Origin of the sequence: Streptomyces mesophilus, assembly GCF_011044995.1 — a bacterium.
GTDB lineage: Bacteria > Actinomycetota > Actinomycetes > Streptomycetales > Streptomycetaceae > Streptomyces > Streptomyces mesophilus.
This window is the reverse complement of sequence record NZ_JAAKZW010000018.1, coordinates 11,819-30,245: the sequence shown is the minus strand read 5'-3', so window position 1 is coordinate 30,245 and position 18,427 is coordinate 11,819. Positions and strand designations below refer to the sequence as shown.

Here is an 18,427-nt window from a genome sequence, read left to right as displayed (position 1 = left end):
AGGGGTGGAGAGCGGGGTGGAGGGCGGATGGAGAGAGGGGTGGTGAGAGGGCTGGAGAGCGGGGCGTACGGCGTGGGCGCGGGCGTCCGCCGAGGTCAGGCCTTAGGGCCTGAGCAGGACCTTCCCGACCCCCGGATCCCCGCTGCCGACCAGGGAGACGGCCTTGTCGTAGGCGCTCAGCGGCAGTTCATGGGTGATGAGGGGCGCCGGGTCGAGGACGCCGGAGCCGAAGGCGCGCACGGCGTACGACCAGGCCGCGGACGGTGCGCCGAACACGCCGTACACCGTGGTCTGCTGCATGGCCAGCGCGACGGGGTCGACGCCCTGCGCGCCCGGAGCGGGGATGCCGGTGAGGGCGACCCGTCCGCCGCGGCGGGTCAGGGCGATGGCCAGCGCGGCCGAGCGCGCGGCGCCGGCGGTCTCGACGACCAGATCGAAACGGCCGGCCTGTGTCTCGGCCTCGGAGGGGTGCAGATGTCCGGTGGCTCCGAACTGCCTTCCCTGCTGGGCCCGTTGCTGCCTGGGCTCGATCAGCGCCAGCTCGCCCGGGGTGTACGCGGCGAGCAGCTGTACGGCGAGCAGCCCGAGCGTGCCGCCGCCGACCACCGCGATCCGCTCGGCCGTGCGGGGCGCCCCCTTCATGACCGCGGAGGCCACGACCGCCGCGGGTTCGAGGAGGGCGGCCGCCCGCAGATCGGCCTCGTCGTCCAGGAGATGAAGGAGCCGGGCCGGCACGGTCACGTACGCGGCGAACGCCCCGGGCCGGGTGAAGCCCGTCTCGTCGTAGGCGGCCGTGCACAGGCTGGTCTCACCGCACCGGCACCGCTCGCACGTCTGGCAGTTGCGGAAGCCCTCCGCCACCACCTTGCGTCCGACGAGCGCCGGATCGACTCCAGAGCCCACGGCCTCGACGGTGCCCGCCCACTCGTGGCCGGGTGTCACGGGGTAACGGACATAGCCCGGGGGCCGGTTGCCGTCGAACAGCTCGCGGTCGCTGCCGCAGATCCCGGCCGCGTCCACCCGGCAGCGCACCTCACCGGACTCGGGGTCCTCCGTGGCCTGCCGCTCCAGACGCCACGTGCCGGGCCCCTCCAGGACGACCGCTTCGTGCGTCACCGGTCGGCCCCGGCCGGATCGCGCTTCTCCCAGCCCTCGGCCCACAGGTCGAACCGGGCCTGCTGCTGGGGGAATTCGGCGGCCGCGTCGACATCGAGCTCGACGCCGAGACCGGGTGCGTCGCTGAGGTGGAAGTAGCCGTCGATCACCTCGGGCGCGCCCTTGACCACCTTCTTGATCTCCGCGTCGGCGAAGTCGTTGAAGTGCTCCAGGATCTTGAAGTTCGGGGTGCTGAAGCCGACTTGGAGCGAGGCGGAGGTCAGGACCGGGCCGCCGACATTGTGCGGAGCGATCAGCATGTAGTGGGTCTCGGCGGTCGCGGCCAGCTTCCGGGTCTCCCAGATGCCGCCGATATGGCCGACGTCCGGCTGGATGATGTCGACGGCCTGGCTCTCGAACAGCTCGCGGAACTCGATGCGGTCGTGGATCCGCTCACCCGTGGCCATCGGGATGTCGACCTTCGCGGCCACCTTCTCCAGTGCCTTGAGGTTCTCCGGCGGCACCGGCTCCTCCAGCCACGCCGGCCGATACGGTGCGAGGTCCTTGGCGAGCCGTACGGCAGTGGAAGGCGAGAACCGGCCATGCATCTCCAGCATCAGCTCGGCCTCGGGCCCGATCGCGTCCCGTACGGCCTCGATCAACGAGACGGCGTACAGGCTCTGTTCGTGGTCGAGCTCGAAGTGCCCGGTGCCGAACGGATCGATCTTGAGCGCCTTGTACCCGCGCGCCATGACCTGCTGCGCCGCCTTGTGGTACGCCTCCGGGGTCCGCTCGGTGGTGTACCAGCCGTTCGCGTACGCCTTGACCTTGTCGGTGACCTTGCCGCCGAGCAGCTGCCACACCGGCACCCCGAGCGCCTTGCCCTTGATGTCCCAGCAGGCCATCTCGATCACGGCGATACCGGACATCACGATCTCGCCGGCCCGCCCGTAGTCCCCGTACTTCATGCGCTTGACGAGGTCCTCGATCGCGAACGGGTCCGAGCCGACGATGTGGTTGGCCGCGGCCTCGCGCAGATAGCCGACGAGCGCGTCGGTGCGTCCCAGCATCCGGGTCTCGCCGACGCCGGTGAGGCCCTCGTCGGTGTGCACCTGTACATAGGTGAGATTGCGCCAAGGGGTGCCGACTACGTGGGTGCTGATGCCGGTGATGCGCACGGCAGTTGACCTTCCCGGTTGTTCGAGATTTCGTCACACGTTCGAAATGCTGGCGTGACAGTAACCGATGCGTTCGGGGAGGTGTCAATGGTCACAACCAGGTCCGTTGCCGGGGAACTTGAGGACAGCGCGAAGGGGCGGGCGGCCGGGCCACCCGCCCCTCGTGCGCGCTCCTACTTGCTGCCGAGGTAGTAGCTCACCTGCGGCGGCTGGTTGTAGCCCGTGTTCTGCCACGCCACCCCGAGCCGGTACACGGGGTCGTGCATCAGCGTCGGCAGCCGGTACTCGGTGGGATGGGGTGTCGTGTAGAGCCTGAGCGCCGTGGAGTCGGCGTTGCGCCAGAGCATCTCCTCGCGCCAGTCGCCGAGCAGGTCCGCGGTGAGCGCCGGGTTGCCCTTGGTCCAGTTGCCGGAGCGTGCGTCGGTGTCGGACCAGATCCGCGTGAGCTCGCTGTCGCCGTCGTACTTGAGAATCTGCCCGTAGCCCGACCCCGCCGACCCCGACCAGCGGTGGTCGAGCAGCTCGCGGTGCGGATCGCCGTCCCACCAGAGCGCAGAGTTGTACGAGGCCGCGCCGCCGAAGCCCGGCACCGCGTCGCCGATCTTCGTCCCGTTCGCGGCATAAAGGCCGCCGCCGCTCGACCAGCACTCGGCCCCGGTGTGCGCACGCGTCAGATCCGCACAGATCCCGCGCCCCACGTCCGTCCCCGTGCGACTGCCCCACAGGACCTGCCCCGTACGGGCGTCATGCATCTCGAAGCCGTACGCGGAGTCGGTGTGCTCGTGCACGTTGAAGGACTCGAGCCCGGGCCGTGCCGGGTCCAGATCGCCGACGTGCAGGGCGTCGCCGTGCCCCAGCTTCGTGGTCCACAGCCCGCTGCCGTTGTCGTCGACGGCCATGGCGCCGTACAGGATCTCGTCCTTGCCGTCCCCGTCCACATCGGCGACGGCGAGGTTGTGGTTGCCCTGCCGGTCGTAGCCCTTGCCGTAATTGCTTGAGCTGTTGGTGTCGAAGGTCCAGCGGCGGGAGATCTGCGAGCCGTTCCAGTCGTACGCGGCGATCGCGATCCGCTCGTAGATCCCCCGGCTGAAGATCATGCTGGGCCTCGACCCGCTCACGTACGCGGTGGCGGACAGCAGCCGCCCCTCGCGGTTCCCCCAGGTGTCACCCCAGTCGGCCACCGACCCGCGCGCGGGTCGGAAGGGCTCGGAGTCCATGACGCGGCCGGTCCGTCCGTCGAACACCGACAGGTACTCCGGTCCGCTCAACACCGCGCAGTTACCGTCCAGATGGGACGCGGTCGCGCTCCCGATCACGGTGCCCGCGCTGTCCTTGGACCCGTCCGAGGTCCGGGCGGCCAGCTCCGCCTTGCCGTCGCCGTCGTAGTCGTACACCTGGAACGAGTCGTAGTGCGAACCGCTGCGCACATTCGTCCCCAGGTCGATCCGCCACAGCCGCTCACCGCTCAGCTCGTACGCGTCGTAGACCGTCGGACCCGTACAGGTACCGGAGTTGGCCACGTCCGTGGCGTTGGACGGCGCCCACTTGAGGACCAGCTCGTACTGGCCGTCGCCGTCGAGATCCGCGGCCGAGGCGTCATTGGCCGTGTAGGTGTAGGCCACCCCGTCGCGGGTGGTGCCGCCGGCCGGCTTCCGCAGCGGGATGTCCTTGCGCCCGGCGCTCCACACTCCGGCCTTCTCGCCCGGCCGCTCCACACCGCCGACGACCGCCCGGATCTCATACGTGGCGCCGGAACTGCCGCCCGTATCAAGGAAGTTGGTCTTTGCCGTCTCCTCGATCAACGAGCCGCCGCGGTACAGCCGGAACGACACGGCGTCCGGATCGTCCCCGAGCATCCGCCAGCTGACCAGCACCCCACCGGAGGCCGGCACAGCGACGAGCCCGCGGTCGAGCCGTTCGGCGACCCGCGCCGCGGCGAGCGCCTTCGCGGCACTGTTCACGGGCGCGGACGGCTCGTCCGCGGCGGCACTCGCGAACCGGTCGACGGCGAAGGACCCGGCTCCGCCGAGCACGGCGGTCGCGACGAGCGCGGCGAGCAGATGTCTGGGACGGCGGCGGTGGCGCCGGCCGGGCGGGGGGAGCTGCGGCATCAGGACCTCACGGGTGGGGGCTGGGGACTGCTGACGTACTCCGGTCGCCGCTGAGGGCCCGCAGGTTGCCGCCTCCGCGTGACCTCCGCGTCACCTCTGCGTTCACTCGAACGGCCGCGCGTGGATCGCTGTCACCTCGCCCCCGGGTTTCGCTGTCCGTTACGACCTGGAGGTGGCCACGTGCCGGACGACACGGGCAGGACAAGCGCGGACGACGAAGTCAGGCGCCTGCGCGCACGCGTCGCCGCGCTCGAGGCCGAGGCCCAGGCGCAGCCGGCCGGACGCCCCCGGCGGCGCGGCCGCTCCACACTCGCGACCGTCCTCATCGTCCTCGGCTGTCTCCTCGCGCCCCTGAGCGTCGTGGCCGCCTGGGCCTCCGGCGTCATCGGCGACACCGACCGCTACGTGTCCACCGTGCAGCCGCTCGCCGCCGACCCCGACGTCCAGGACGCCGTGGCGGCCCGTGTGACCGACGCGGCGATGGACCACATCGACCTCCAAGACCTCCTCTCCTCGGCGGCGAGCGACGAACGCCCGCTCCTGGAGAAGGCCCTCGGCAAGCTCGGCAACTCCCTCGAGGACGCCGTCCGCAGCTTCGTGAACGACAAGGCGCGCGACGTCGTCGCCTCCGACGCCTTCGAGACGCTGTGGACCGAGCTGAACCGCAAGGCGCACGCCGCCATGAACAAGGCGCTGACGGGCGACGGCGGCGGCGCGGTGCAACTCGACGGGAACACCGTCACCGTCGACCTCGCCCCCGTCGTCGAGCAGGTGAAACAGCGCCTGATCGACAACGGGCTCACGCTCGCCGAGAAGATCCCCGAGGTGCACACGGACTTCGCCGTGGCCAAGTCCGAGGACATCACCAAGGCCCGCACCGGCTTCCGGCTGCTCCAGCTCGTCGGCAACTGGCTGCCGGTGCTCGCCCTGCTCCTCGTCGCGGGCGGCGTCCTGCTCGCCCGCAACCGCCGCCGCGCCGTGGTCACCGCGGCCCTGTGCGTGGCCGTCACCGTCGCCCTGCTCGGTCTCGCGCTCACGGTCTTCCGGCCCGTCTACCTGGACGCCCTGCCCGAGGGCGTCTCGCAGCCCGCGGCCGGTTCGGTCTACGACGCGCTGACCCACTTCCTGCGCACGACCGTACGGATGACCGTCGCCCTCGGCGTCATCGTCGCCCTCGCGACCTGGCTGACCGGCACGGGCCGGCGGGCCGGGCTCGTACGGAACCTGTGGTTCTCGGGCATCGGCGCCGTACGCGGCACCGCGGACCGCGCGGGGATGAACCTCGGACCGGTCGGTCCCTGGGTGGCCGGACACCGCAAGTGGATCGTCTGGGTCCTGATCGCGGCCGCCGTCCTCACGTATCTGCTCTGGAGCTACCCGACGGGCTGGGTCGTCATCGGCCTGGCACTGGCGCTGCTGTTCGCGCTGGCCGTCGTGGACTTCCTCGCCGGACCCTCCGGCGACACCGAGACCGACACCGACACCGCACAGCCCGCGGACCCCCCGAAGACCCCGGTTTCCTGACAGCTCACCAAAGGAGAGCGCCATGACCATCGCCGCCGACTACCCGCTGCTCAACCTCTTCTGGACCATGCTCCTGCTGTTCTTCTGGGTGCTCTGGTTCTTCCTGCTCTTCAAGGTCATCGGCGACATCATTCGCGACGACTCCCTCAGCGGCTGGGGCAAGGCCGGCTGGCTGATCTTCACGATCCTGCTGCCGTTCCTCGGCGTCTTCGTCTACGTGATCGCCCGCGGCCGCTCCATGGGCGAACGCGATGTCGCCCAGGCGAAGAAGGCCGAGGCCGCCTTCAAGGACTACGTACGCGAAGCAGCCGGCACCGACGGCGCCGCCGCGGGCCCGTCGAAGACCGACGAACTCGCCAAGCTGGCCCAGCTCAAGGAGAGCGGCGCGCTCACCGAGGCGGAGTTCGCGAAGGCCAAGGAGAAGTTCCTCGCCTGACAGCCGGGTTCCGGCAGCCGGTTTCTGACCACCGGCTGCCTCCGACCGGCGGCCGATGTCCGATCAGGGGAGTGACGACGTGGACAGCAGCACCTCGGAGCAGAGCCCTTCGACCGAGAAGGGCACGGCCCTGCTGCGCAGCACCCTGCTCAGCCCGGGCTACCTCCGGCTGCTGCTGCTCTGCGCCCTGATCGGCATCCCGGTCGCCCTCGCCTGCTTCCTCTTCCTGACCGCCGAGCACGAACTGCAGCACCTGGTCTGGGAGAAGCTCCCCGAAGAGCTCGGCTACGACCGCGCCCCCTGGTGGTGGGCCCTGCCGACGCTGCTGCTCGCCGGCCTGATCCTCGCGCCGATCATCACGCGGATGCGCGGCCGCGGCGGCCACGTTCCCGTGCATGGCCTGGGCGGCGCACCGATCGGCCCGCTCGACCTGCCCAGCGTCGTGCTCGCCGCGCTCGCCGCCCTGCCGCTCGGTGTCGTGCTCGGCCCCGAGGCGCCCCTGATGGCGATCGGCGGCGGCCTCGCGCTGCTCGCCGTACGGGGAATGAAGCAGCAGGCCGGGCAGGGTCCGGTGGCCGCGAAGGCGCCCATGCTGCTCGCGACCGCAGGATCGACCGCCGCGATCTCCAGCATCTTCGGCGGCCCGATCGTGGCCGCCATCCTCGTCGTCGAGAGCGCGGGCCTCGGCGGCGCGGCGCTCGTGATGCTGCTCCTTCCCTGCCTGATCGCCAGCGCCACCGGGGCGCTGGTCTTCACCGGGTTCGGTGACTGGACCGGTCTTTCGATCGGTGCGCTCCACCTGCCGAAGGTGCCGCCGGACATGACGCCCGACGCGGGTGACTTCCTGTGGGGCGTACCGGTCGCCGCCCTGATCGGCGTGGCCGTCGCTTACCTGCGTGGCCTCGGTTACCTGGTGGAGCGCTGGCTCGGCGAGCAGACCGCGTTCCGTATCGTCCTGTGCGCCCTCGGCGCCGGAGTCCTGCTCACGCTGTACGCGCTGCTCACGGACCGCTCCCCGGAAGAGGCCGCGCTCTCCGGGCAGTCGGCCCTCGGGGCACTCGCCGCCGATCCGCACAACTGGTCCGTGGTGGCGCTGCTGCTGCTGTTCCTGTGCAAGGGCCTCGCCTGGAGCCTCTGCCTCGGCAGCCTGCGCGGTGGCCCGATCTTCCCGGCGATCCTGCTCGGCGGGGCCATCGGCATCGCCTGCTCGGGACTGCCGGGGCTCGGCACCACACCCGGGCTCGCGCTCGGCATGGCGGCCGCGAGCGCGGTCGTCACCGGGCTGCCCCTGAGCGCCTCGGTCCTCACCGTGCTGCTGCTCGGCAACGACGCCCACAACCAGATGCCGCTCATCGTGATCGCGGTGGTCGTGGCCCTGGTCGCCGCCCAGCTCGTACCACCCCGCGACCAGCAGGCCGTGCTGCCGAACGCGCCCTGAGCAGGGGCCCGTCACCGCCTCGCCCGTCACCGCCGGGCCCGTCCCGCACCGTACGGACGGGGCCCGCATCCCCGTACGGCAGAAGGGAGCCATCCGGACATGGCGCGAGTCGACGCGGACGCCGCCCGGCGGATGACCGAGGCGCTGTTCATCGAGCGCTCCCTGCGCAGCCGGTCCTCCACCCGTTTCTGGGCGCTGCTCGTGCTCGCGTCCGTGATCGCCGGCGCGGGCGTCATCGGCGACTCCACGGCCACGGTGATCGGCGCGATGATCGTCGCCCCGCTGATGACCCCGATCCTGGGCAGCGCCCTGGCTCTGGTCCTCGCCGACCGCGACCACGTGCTGCGCGGCGTGCTGCTCGTCCTGCTCGGCGCGAGCGCCGTCGTCGTGATCGGCATGCTGCTCGGCTGGATCGTCTCGCCGCCCGACGCCTTCGCCTCCAACAGCCAGGTCTCGTCCCGGATCAGCCCCCGCCTCATCGATCTGCTCGCCGCCCTGGCCACCGGTACGGTCGGCGCGTTCGCCCTGGTCCGCACCGATATCTCGGACACCCTGCCGGGCGTCGCCATCGCGATCTCCCTCGTACCGCCGCTTGTGGTCACGGGCCTGCTGATCACCGCGCACCGCTACCACGACGCCGGTGAGTCGGCGCTGCTCTTCGCCACCAACGTGGCCGCGATCGTCGCCACCGGCACCATCGTCTTCCTCGTGTACGGGGTACGGGACGCGGCCGCCGAAGCAGGGCTGCACGTCGGCGAGTTCAGCGGCCGCACGCTGGCCGTCATCCTCGGCGTCGTGGTCCTGATCGCCGTCCCGCTCACCACGGGCACGGTGAGCGTGGCCCGCGACCGCTCGCTCGCCGCCGGCGCCCGGCCGGTCGCCGAGGCGTGGGCGGCCACCGGTCAATGGCAGATCGCCTCCGTCGAGGCCCGCAACGGCATCATCGTGATCGGTGTCCTGGGCCTGCCGCCCCAGCCGGCCCCCGCTGCTCTGCGCACCGCGCTCGACCGCCACGGCATGCGCGACGCCGACCTCGAACTCCACCTGGTCGGCGGCCGTACGCACTGGTGTCCGGCGGACACCGACACGTGCACGGTGCAGGAGTCACCCCGCAGTTGACGCCCGCCACCCCATCGGGCGCGGCGCTGCTGCATTCGGCCGCATCTTGCTGAGGGATCGTCACATCTGTGGCGTGGGACTGCCGCCCGTCCGGTCGCCAGTCTTTACGTTGCCTTGAGCAATCGCATCAGGCAGCCGGACGAAGGACCTCCATGCCGGGACATCTCCGCGGGCTCACTCGCCTGTCTCTCAGTACGACGACGGCGCTCGCGCTGCTCTACGGCTCGCAGGCGGCCGCCGTGCCCGCGGTGCCGGCACCGCCCGACGATCCGCGGAGCGCGGTCAGCATCACCAAGACCAATGACACGGGCGGCGATCCGCTGGAGCCCGGCGACGAGTTCGTCTACACCCTCACCGGCCAGTGCTCGGGACTGACCGTCGACTGTGTGGACTTCACCGTCACCGACACCCTGCCCGAGGGCCTGGACGTCACCACCCTGCCGCAGTCCACCAGCAGCCGAGATGTCACCTACGACGAGTCGACCCGGCTGCTGACCGTCACCTACAAGCAGCCCCTGCAGAACCCCGCCGGCAAGACCGGCCTGCGGGCGGGCCAGGCGGGCAGCATCGAGATCGGCATGCGCGTGCCGGCCGACACCCCGCTCGAAGACGGCACGGTCATCACCAACACGACCGAGGTGAAGGCCGACAACGCCGACCCCGCGACCGCCGCCACCGACGTCACGGTGACCATCCCGCGCGTGGTCAAGCCCGTCGCCACCAAGAGTTGGAAGGACGGCTCGGCCGTCGCGGGCAGCGGCGAGACCAGCACGATCACCCTGGGCGTACGGAACAACTCCTCGTCGTCCGCGGAGGTCAGCGAGCTGTCGGTGTCCGACACGAGCGCGGAGACCTTCGAGAACTTCGACTTCGCCGGCGCCTCGGTCACCGCGTTCCCCAAGGGCGCCGACACCGCCCGCCTCCAGGTCACCACCGCCGACGGCAGGACGCACACCGGCGCCGCGATCAGCGAGCCCGGTGAACTGCCGCTGCCCCGGGGCGTGGACCCCGAGGACGTGGTCGGCTTCGAGGTCGTCTTCACCAACAGCAAGGGCGACCCGCTCCCGTACGACGAGACGGGCGGCACCGTCGACGTGGAGCTGAAGCTCCGCGACACCAAGCGCTCCGACGGCTCCCCGCTGCGGCCCACGGACAAGATCACCGTCAACAACTGCGCGACCCCCGCCGTCAAGGAGAAGACGGAGGGCGAGGTCGAAGGCACCGACGCCTGCGCCCCGTACGACATCCTCCCCGACATCCTGGTGCTCCAGCCGACCAAGCGGTTCTACCCGGACACCGACGGGGACTTCGGCCAGGAGACCGGTGAGCATGCGGTGCTCGGCGAGAACTCGCCGGTCAGCACCGAGGTCGACGTGAAGAACGCGTCGCCGTTCCCGGTGAAGTCGATCACCGTCACCGAGCCGTCCGCCGACACCACCAGCGAGTTCGACAAGCTCGACGTCGACAAGGTCCGGCTGCGCTTCCCCGAGGGCGCCACCGGGGCGAAGCTGACGGTCACGTACGCCGACGGGTCCACCTTCGAGTAGACGTACACCGAGAACACGACGGTGGACGTCGCCAAGCGCGGCACCACCGTCACCAAGGTCGAGGTGACCTACACGGGCGTGGACGCGGACGGCAACCCGGCCATCGCGGAAGGCGCCACCGCAGGGCTCGACCTGCACGGCACCCTCACCGACGACGTCACCGCGGAGGACCTGCCCGGGGGCAGCAGCCCGGGGGTCGACAACTGCGCCTCGTACAAGGGCGACGCGGGCCGCACCGACGGCAGCGGCACCGCCTCGGGGGATGCCTGCAAGAACCTGCCGATCGAGGAGCCGAACACCTCCGGCAGTGGCACCAAGGACTCCTCGCAGCACGAGATCCCGGCCGACCAGCCGATCACGATGAACCTGAAGGTGACCAACAACGGCAACAAGCCGCTGGTCCGCCCGACCGTCACCGACCCGTCGGCGGGCCCGGACGGATCTCCCGCCTCCACCTCCCCGTTCGACGTCCTGCAGATCACCTCGGTGACCGTCAGTCCGTCGGACGCTCCGGTGACCATCGAGCTGTGGGACCCGACGGCGAACGCCTGGGTCGCCTACGACGCGACGGACACCGCGCTCCTGGAGCGCGCCACCGGCGTACGCGGCGTCTACGACGGCGAGATGGCGCCGCAGACCGGCTTCACCCTGACCGTGGTCGCCGAGCGGCGCCCCGGGGTGCCCGACGGCACCACGCTGCAGAACTGCTACTCGATCGACGCGGGCGGCGACTACACGCCCGGCGCCCCGGTCTGCGGTCCCTCGATGGACACCGCGCCCGCGTCCGACTCGGCCTCCCTGAACAAGTCGATCAGCCCGGGCTCGCTGCCCGAGTATGTGCCGGGCCTGCCGCGCCAGCACGCCGACATGGCGCTCACCATCGCCAACACCGGCAACATGTCCGCCAAGACGCTGCAGATGACCGACCGCGACGCCGACTTCTTCGACGCCGTCGACCTCGTCTCCATCAAGTCCAATCAGATGCCGGCCGGCGCCAACCGCGTACAGATCGACGCGTACGTGAACGGCGCCTGGGTGAACGGCACCCCGGCCTCCTCGGCCGCACTGCCCGCCGGCGTGAACGCCGCCGACGTCACCGGCATCCGCGTCACGTACAGCTCCACCAGCACCGCCAACGGCGGCTACGTCATCAAGCCGGAGTGCGCGAGCAGCAGTTGCTCGGGCATCCTCGTCCTGGACGTCAGCCCCCGCGAATCCCTGCGCTCCAACGGCGAACCGGTCCCCAGCCACTTGGAGGACACGGTCAGCGGGTCGTTCCTCACCAAGCTGCAGCCCGCGGACAAGCCCAAGGCGATCGACCCGGTGAGCGCCACCCTCGACCTGGTCAAGGGAACGCCGCGGATCACCATCAGCAAGGACCCCGACACGGTGCTCGCTCCCGGCGAGGACGCGCCCTTCTATCTGAAGGTCACGAACACCGGTACGGCGAACGTCCCGAACCTGGTCGTCAAGGACGCGCTGCCCGAGGGCATCCAGTTCGTCGACACCTTCGCGGGCGACAACGGCGAACCGTACAAGGTCATCAACACGGCCGTGCCGGACGGTACTCCGCCGGTCCCGGCCCCCGAGTTCACGCAGACCACGTCCGGCGACCGCGTCTCCGGACTGACATGGGACTTCTCTCAGCAGGCGAACGGTGATCCCTGGGTCTTCGCCCCGGGCGCCACCCTCACCATCGAGATCCACGTGAAGCTCGAACCCGGCATCGACGCCGGTGACGTGGTCACCAACAAGACCGGCGCGACCTCCTCCGACCCGGACCTCGCCTGCGAGGCCGCCTCGGAGACGGACGGCGCCTTCGGCAGCGGCCTGTACTGCACGGCCACCGCGACCCTCACCGCCAAGTCGGGCGCGGCCTTCGCGGCCCGCAAGTGGGTCTCCGGCAACGACTCGCTCGGCTGGTACCACACCCGCGACAAGAAGACCGTCCCGGTCGGCGACTCCTCCTGCCTGTCCACCACGGACGCGTCCGGCCGCCGCTACACCGCCAACCCCTGTATCGCGCTGGTCAATCCGGGCGACGAGTACCACTACCTGATGCGCATCCAGAACGCCGGTACGGAGGCGGGCACCGCGATGCGGATCGTCGACCGTTTCCCGGTGCAGGGCGACAAGGGCGTCATCATCGACCAGTCCCGCGGCACGGCCTGGGACAAGCGCCCCACGCTCGCCTCCGAGCCGCAGCTCGACGGCCCGGGCACGATGACGGTCTCGTACGAGAACTCCGAACCCCTGTGCACCGACGACCTCGACATGGGCGGCGCGGGTTCGGGCGAACCGCGGTGCCCGGCCTCCACCTGGGACGACGCGTACGGCGCGCAGGCCGTGGGAGCCCGCTACGACCTGGCGTTCTCCCCGGCCATGGCGCCGGGCGAGAAGGTGGACATCAGCTGGGCGATGGACACCCCGCTCGACGTGAAGAAGAACGGCGACCCGACGATCGCCTGGAACTCCTACGCCCACAACGAGACCACCGACCGCGCCGGCAGCCCCCGGGTGCTTCAGCCCAACGAGCCCATTCAGGTCGGAGTCGCCCTCGCCTACGGTGACTTGAAGCTGGTCAAGCGGATCGGCGACAGCCCCGACGCGCTGGATCCGGTGCTGGCCCGGGTGCCGTTCCCCTTCCACGTCAGGTGTGTGATCCACCCCGAGGGCGGCCGTCCGCGGATCGTGCTCGACGAGGACTACCGGGTCTCCGCGAACAAGCCGGTCACCGTCAGCGGTATCCCGGCGGGCGCGGAGTGCGAGGTCTGGGAGACCTCGGCGCACGGCGGCCAGGCCACGCACACCAAGGACAACCCGGCCGAGGTCACCATCGATCCCGGCTTCGGCACGACGACCGTCGAGACGGCCCGGATCACCAACGCCTTCCGCTTCGGCTCGCTCCAGCTGGTCAAGGAGCTGGACGGCGACGCCGCCTCGTACGCGAAGGACCGCGAGTTCGACGTCAGGGTCACCTGCGCGCTGCCGAATGCGGCGGGCAAGCCGACCGATGTGATCCTCCGCAGGCAGTACACGGTGACGGCGGACTCCCCGGTGACGATCAAGCCGCTGCCGGCCAACACCCGTTGCTGGGCCTCAGAGGTCGACACGGGCGGCGCCGACACCGCCGTCGTGGACCACGGCACTCCCCGTACGGCGGTCGTGGTGACCGAGGACGGCGGCCCGCAGGACCGGGCGACGATCACGGCGACCAACACCTTCGACGCGGCGAAGCTCGTGATCAACAAGAAGGTGATCGGCGAGGACGAGGCCGGCTCGTACTCCTTCGCGCTGGCCTGTACGACGGCGCAGGGTGAGGTGGCCCTCGCGGCCGGGGACCGGTCCTTCCGCCTCCCGGCCGGCGGCAAGCGCACGGTCACGGTCCCCGAAGGCGCGCACTGCACGGTCAAGGAAGTGGGCGTCCCCGCCGAGGCGACGGTCACCTACTCGCCCAAGGGCGGCACGGTCGACGTGACCGGCTCGGCCTCGGTCACGGTGACCAACAAGTTCCCGCCCCCGCCGAACCCGGACGGCCACGACAAGGACGAAAGAAAGCTGTAACAATTCACGATGCGAGACGATTTCGGGGCGCCATTGACGCCGTCGAAATGCACTGCCATTCTCTGTGCTGTGAGTCAAGCCGACCTTCTCGTATCGCGTCTGCACGTCGATCTCCGACGGCACGCCAGCGCACTCTGTGCCGCCGGCCGCTGAAACGCGCCCAGCTGACCACACCACGGGCAAAACCCTTGTGAGGCCCGAGGCTTCGGCTGCCTGAGCGGCAAGCCCACCCACTCCTTCACCGGTGCCGGACGACTTCTCTTCGCCTGCCATCGGAATTTCCGCGATCTCCTCTCGCGTCATCCCCATGCTGCATTTCCGTTGTTGAATTCCGCGTACCCAGAAATGGAAAAGGAATACGACGTGCACACCACAACCCGGCGCAATTTCCTTGCCCTGAGCGGCATATCCCTCCTGGCCGCCGCGGGCTGCGGCACCGCCGCAGGCAGTGCCGGCGGAGCCCGCAACACCACCACCGTCCGCTACCAGGGCTCCTCCGGCGCCGTGTCGCCGCTCGAACTCGCCGCCGCCCTCGGCCACCTGGGCGACCTGAAGCTGGACTGGGTCGGCGACACCATCAGCGGCCCGCAGGACATCCAGTCCGTGGCCTCAGGACAGACGGACATCGGCGGCGCCTTCAACGGGGCCGTCGTCAAACTGGCCGCGCGCAAGGCCCCCATCACGTCGGTCGTCAGCTACTACGGCGCCGACCAGCACGCCTTCAACGGCTTCTACGTGAGCGAGAAGAGCACCATCCGCGGCGCCCGCGACCTCGTCGGCAAGAAGGTCGGCATGAACACCCTCGGCGCCCACCACGAGGCGATGCTCGACATCTACCTCAAGAAGAACGGCCTGAGCCCGTCCGAGGCCGAGCAGGTGGAGCGGATCGTCGTCCCGCCCGTCAACACCGAACAGGCCCTGCGCCAGGGCCAGATCGAGGTGGCGGTCCTCGGCGGCATCCTGCGCGACAAGGCCCTGGAGACCGGCGGCATCCGCAAGCTGTTCAGCGACTACGACCTGCGCGGCTCCTTCAGCGCGGGGACCTACGTCCTGACCGACCGGTTCATCGAGCAGAACCCCGAGACCGTGCGCACGCTGGTCACCGGCGTGGGCAAGGCCCTGGACTGGTCGCGCGCCACCTCCCGCGAGGAGGTCGTGGCCCGCCTGTCCGAGATCATCGCCAAGCGCAAGCGCAACGAGAGCGCCGAGGCCATCAAGTACTTCCGCTCCTACGGCGTCGCGGCCCCCGGCGGACGGATCGAGGCGGAGGAGCTCTCCGTCTGGTCCGACTGGCTGACCGACCGCGGCGAGATCAAGGGCGGACAGGTCGACATCCCGGACCTGTACACCAACGAGTTCAACAAGACCCCTGCCACGAAGGGGAGTTGAGCGCGCGATGACCGCGAAGATCAGCCTGCGGGGTGTGACCAAGACCTTCCCCGTACGAGGCCCTCAGCCCGATGTCACCGCCCTTGACGGGATCGACCTCGACATCGCCGACGGCGAGTTCACCGTCATCGTCGGCCCGAGCGGCTGCGGCAAGTCCACGCTGCTCGATCTGCTCGGCGGCCTTTCCGAACCCGGCGGCGGACAGATCCTGCTCGACGGAAAGCCCGTCACCGGTCCCGGCCTCGACCGGGGCATCGTCTTCCAGCAGTACGCGCTGCTGCCCTGGCGCACCGCCCGCGGCAACGTCGAGTTCGGCCTCGAAGCCACCGGAGTGCCCCGCCGGCAACGGGCCGCGCGCGCCGACGAATACCTCGCCCTCGTCGGCCTCACCGGCTTCGAGGAGCGCCACCCCCATGAGCTCTCCGGTGGGATGCGCCAGCGCGTCGCGATCGCCCGCTCCCTCGCGTACGACCCGGACGTCCTGCTCATGGACGAACCGTTCGCCGCACTCGACGCACAGACCCGAGAGCTGCTCCAGGACGAGCTGCTCCGGATCTGGCAGCGCACCGGCAAGACCATCGTCTTCATCACCCACGGCATCGACGAAGCCGTACGCCTCGGACAGCGCGTCGCCGTGCTCACCTCGCGGCCCGGACGCATCAAGGACGTGGTGACGATCAGCCGCGGCGAGCACGGACCCGATGTCGACCCGCGCGCCACACCCGAGTTCGCCCAGCACCGGCACGAGATCTGGAGCCTGCTCCGCGACGAGGTCAGCCGGGCCCAGGACCAGGAGAGGCAGGCGGCAGCGCTATGAGCATCACCACCGAGAAGACGCTCGACGAGGTCGCGCCGGCTCCCGAAGTACGGGCCGCCCCCGTTGCCCTGCCCCCTGTCGAGCGGACAGCCGCGCGCCGCGCGGGCCGCCTCGCCTTCTCCGCGCTCACCAAGTCGATCGCGATCGCCGCGCTCCTGCTCACCTGGGAGATCGCGCCCCGCCTCGGCCTGGTCGACCGGATCTTCCTGCCGCCGTTCTCCGAAGTGGCCGTCGCCTGGTGGGAGTTGCTGGGCAGCGGCGAGCTGGCCGAGCACACCTGGGCCAGCCTCACCCGCTCGCTGACCGGCTTCGGGCTCGCGGTCGCCATCGCCGTACCGCTCGGCCTGCTCATCGGCTGGTACCGGCCGGTCGCCGACCTGCTCGGACCGCTGCTCGAAGTCTTCCGCAACACGGCCGCGCTCGCCCTGCTCCCGGTGTTCGTGCTGCTGCTCGGCATCGGCGAGACGTCCAAGATCTCCATCGTCGTGTACGCGTGCACCTGGCCGGTTCTGCTGAACACCATCAGCGCCGTACGGACCGTCGATCCGACCCTGCTCAGGCTGGCGAAGTCGATGGACCTGCCGGCGCCGAGGATCTTCCAGAAGGTGATCCTGCCCGCGTCCGTGCCGACCGTCTTCACCGGCATCCGGCTCGCGGGCGCGGTCGCCATCCTCGTCCTCGTGGCCGCCGAGATGGTCGGCGCCAAGGCCGGGCTCGGCTATCTCGTCAACGCCTCGCAGTTCAACTTCGCGATCCCGCAGATGTACGCCGGGATCATCACCATCTCCGCCATCGGCGTGGCCTTCAACCAGCTCCTGGTGGCCATCGAGCGCCGCTTCACGTCCTGGCGCACCCCCAACGGAAGCTGAGGAGCCACCCGCCATGACCGCCGCCCCGCCACGACAGTTCCACCTCAACGCCTTCCTGATGAACGCGGGACACCACGATGCCGCGTGGCGCCATCCGCGCACCCGGCCGGAACGGATCACCGATCTCACGTACTTCCAGGAGCTCGCCCGCACCGCCGAACGCGGCCGTCTCGACTCGGTGTTCTTCGCGGACGGTGTCGCCCTGTGGGGCAACGCGCGTTACAACGCGGTCGGCGGCTTCGAGCCCCTCACCCTGCTGTCCGCGCTCGCCACCTCCACCGAGCACATCGGCCTGATCGCCACCGTCTCCACCACCTTCAACGAGCCCTTCCACGTGGCCCGCAAGTTCGCCTCCCTCGACCACCTCAGCGGCGGCCGCGCCGGCTGGAACATCGTCACCTCCGGGAACGCCGCGGAGGCCCGGAACTTCGGCCGTGAGGAACACCTCGACCATGCGGTGCGCTATGAGCGCGCCGCCGAATTCCTCGATGTGACACGGCAGTTGTGGGACAGCTGGCGCGACGACGCACAGGTGGTGGACCGGGAGCGAGGCGTCTATACGGAAGAGGGCGCGGTCCAGGCGATCGAGCACCGGGGCGAGCACTTCCGTGTGGACGGGCCGCTGAACGTGCCGCGTCCTCCTCAGGGCCACCCGCTCCTCGTACAGGCCGGGTCGTCCGAGGACGGCAAGGAGTTCGCGGCCCGGTACGCGGAGGCGGTCTTCACCGCCCAGCAGACCCTCGGCGACGCCCAGACCTTCGCCAAGGACCTCAGGTCACGCCTTGCCAAGTACGGCCGCACGGCGGACCAGTTGAAGATCCTGCCGGGTATCTGCCCGATCCTCGGCGACACCGAGGCCGAGGCGCTCGCCCTGGAGGACGAACTCACCGGGTTGCAGATTCCCGCGTACGGACTCCAGCAGCTCTCCGGGATGCTCGGCACCGACCTGACCGGACTGCCGCTCGACGGACCGCTGCCCGAACTCCCCGCCGAGCACGACATCAACGGCAACAAGTCCCGCTTCACCCTGGTCGCCGAACTCGCCCGCCGCGAACAGCTCACCATCCGCCAGCTCATCGCCCGGCTCGGCGGCGGCCGCGGCCACCGGGTCGTGGCCGGTACGCCCGAGCAGATCGCCGACACCCTCGAGGACTGGTTCACGCAAGGCGCCGCGGACGGGTTCAACATCATGCCGCCCCATCTGCCGGGCGGACTCGAGGACTTCGTGGACCAGGTGGTCCCGATCCTGCAGCAGCGGGGTCTGTTCCGCACCGAGTACACGGGCCGCACCCTGCGCGACCACTACGGCCTGGCCCGCCCGGCGGGCCGGTCCCTCTGAC

14 protein-coding genes are annotated in these 18,427 nt (G+C 70.4%); 11 read left to right on the top strand and 3 right to left on the bottom strand.

Translation table 11 applies throughout. The annotated features are described in order from the left end of the window. Nucleotides 1-102: 102 nt before the first annotated feature. The 3 genes from G6045_RS08290 to G6045_RS08280 form a co-directional block, all read right to left on the bottom strand. Complete coding sequence (locus G6045_RS08290) at nucleotides 103-1,116, bottom strand: zinc-dependent alcohol dehydrogenase (RefSeq protein ID WP_408056315.1); 1,014 nt, start codon at nucleotides 1,114-1,116, stop codon at nucleotides 103-105. Further along, nucleotides 1,113-2,273, bottom strand: a complete 1,161-nt coding sequence (locus tag G6045_RS08285; RefSeq protein ID WP_165331191.1) for a mandelate racemase/muconate lactonizing enzyme family protein — start codon at nucleotides 2,271-2,273, stop codon at nucleotides 1,113-1,115. The genes G6045_RS08290 and G6045_RS08285 overlap by 4 nt, the downstream gene beginning before the upstream one ends. A 173-nt stretch (nucleotides 2,274-2,446) precedes the next feature. Further along, nucleotides 2,447-4,384 carry a rhamnogalacturonan lyase gene (locus G6045_RS08280; RefSeq protein WP_165331190.1) on the bottom strand — a complete coding sequence of 646 codons (1,938 nt, stop codon included), beginning with the start codon at nucleotides 4,382-4,384 and terminating at the stop codon, nucleotides 2,447-2,449. Nucleotides 4,385-4,564: 180 nt separating this feature from the next. Here G6045_RS08280 and G6045_RS08275 point away from each other — a divergent pair, with 180 nt between their 5' ends. The 11 genes from G6045_RS08275 to G6045_RS08230 all read left to right on the top strand — a co-directional run bounded on the left by G6045_RS08275 (nucleotide 4,565) and on the right by G6045_RS08230 (nucleotide 18,426). Continuing rightward, on the top strand, nucleotides 4,565-5,908 hold the full coding sequence (locus G6045_RS08275) for a hypothetical protein (protein WP_165331189.1): 1,344 nt from the start codon (nucleotides 4,565-4,567) through the stop codon (nucleotides 5,906-5,908). 22 nt (nucleotides 5,909-5,930) lie between these two features. Continuing rightward, nucleotides 5,931-6,344: an SHOCT domain-containing protein gene (locus G6045_RS08270; RefSeq protein WP_165331188.1), complete on the top strand. Its 414-nt coding sequence runs from the start codon at nucleotides 5,931-5,933 to the stop codon at nucleotides 6,342-6,344. Nucleotides 6,345-6,423: 79 nt separating this feature from the next. Next, entirely contained in the window at nucleotides 6,424-7,782 is a 1,359-nt protein-coding gene (locus G6045_RS08265) for a chloride channel protein (RefSeq protein ID WP_328707701.1), read from the top strand. Between the two features lie 99 nt (nucleotides 7,783-7,881). Then, nucleotides 7,882-8,901 (top strand): TIGR00341 family protein, encoded by a 1,020-nt coding sequence (locus G6045_RS08260; RefSeq protein ID WP_165331186.1) that lies wholly within the window; start codon nucleotides 7,882-7,884, stop codon nucleotides 8,899-8,901. Between the two features lie 152 nt (nucleotides 8,902-9,053). Next, nucleotides 9,054-10,448 (top strand): isopeptide-forming domain-containing fimbrial protein, encoded by a 1,395-nt coding sequence (locus tag G6045_RS41295; protein ID WP_235967701.1) that lies wholly within the window; start codon nucleotides 9,054-9,056, stop codon nucleotides 10,446-10,448. A 21-nt stretch (nucleotides 10,449-10,469) separates the two neighbouring features. After that, nucleotides 10,470-14,012, top strand: coding sequence for a DUF5979 domain-containing protein (locus tag G6045_RS41290; RefSeq protein WP_328707700.1), 3,543 nt, complete (start codon nucleotides 10,470-10,472; stop codon nucleotides 14,010-14,012). 9 nt (nucleotides 14,013-14,021) lie between these two features. Next, nucleotides 14,022-14,165 (top strand): putative leader peptide, encoded by a 144-nt coding sequence (locus tag G6045_RS42350; RefSeq protein WP_408056314.1) that lies wholly within the window; start codon nucleotides 14,022-14,024, stop codon nucleotides 14,163-14,165. Between the two features lie 210 nt (nucleotides 14,166-14,375). Then, the gene (locus G6045_RS08245) at nucleotides 14,376-15,401 is read left to right on the top strand and encodes an ABC transporter substrate-binding protein (protein ID WP_328707699.1); all 1,026 of its coding nucleotides are present in this window, start codon (nucleotides 14,376-14,378) and stop codon (nucleotides 15,399-15,401) included. Between the two features lie 7 nt (nucleotides 15,402-15,408). Then, complete coding sequence (locus G6045_RS08240) at nucleotides 15,409-16,218, top strand: ABC transporter ATP-binding protein (RefSeq protein WP_165331184.1); 810 nt, start codon at nucleotides 15,409-15,411, stop codon at nucleotides 16,216-16,218. Then, a complete protein-coding gene (locus G6045_RS08235) occupies nucleotides 16,215-17,087 on the top strand; it encodes an ABC transporter permease (protein WP_165331183.1) in 873 nt (290 codons plus the stop codon). The genes G6045_RS08240 and G6045_RS08235 overlap by 4 nt, the downstream gene beginning before the upstream one ends. A 13-nt stretch (nucleotides 17,088-17,100) precedes the next feature. After that, the gene (locus G6045_RS08230) at nucleotides 17,101-18,426 is read left to right on the top strand and encodes an LLM class flavin-dependent oxidoreductase (protein WP_165331182.1); all 1,326 of its coding nucleotides are present in this window, start codon (nucleotides 17,101-17,103) and stop codon (nucleotides 18,424-18,426) included. Nucleotide 18,427 lies beyond the last annotated feature (1 nt).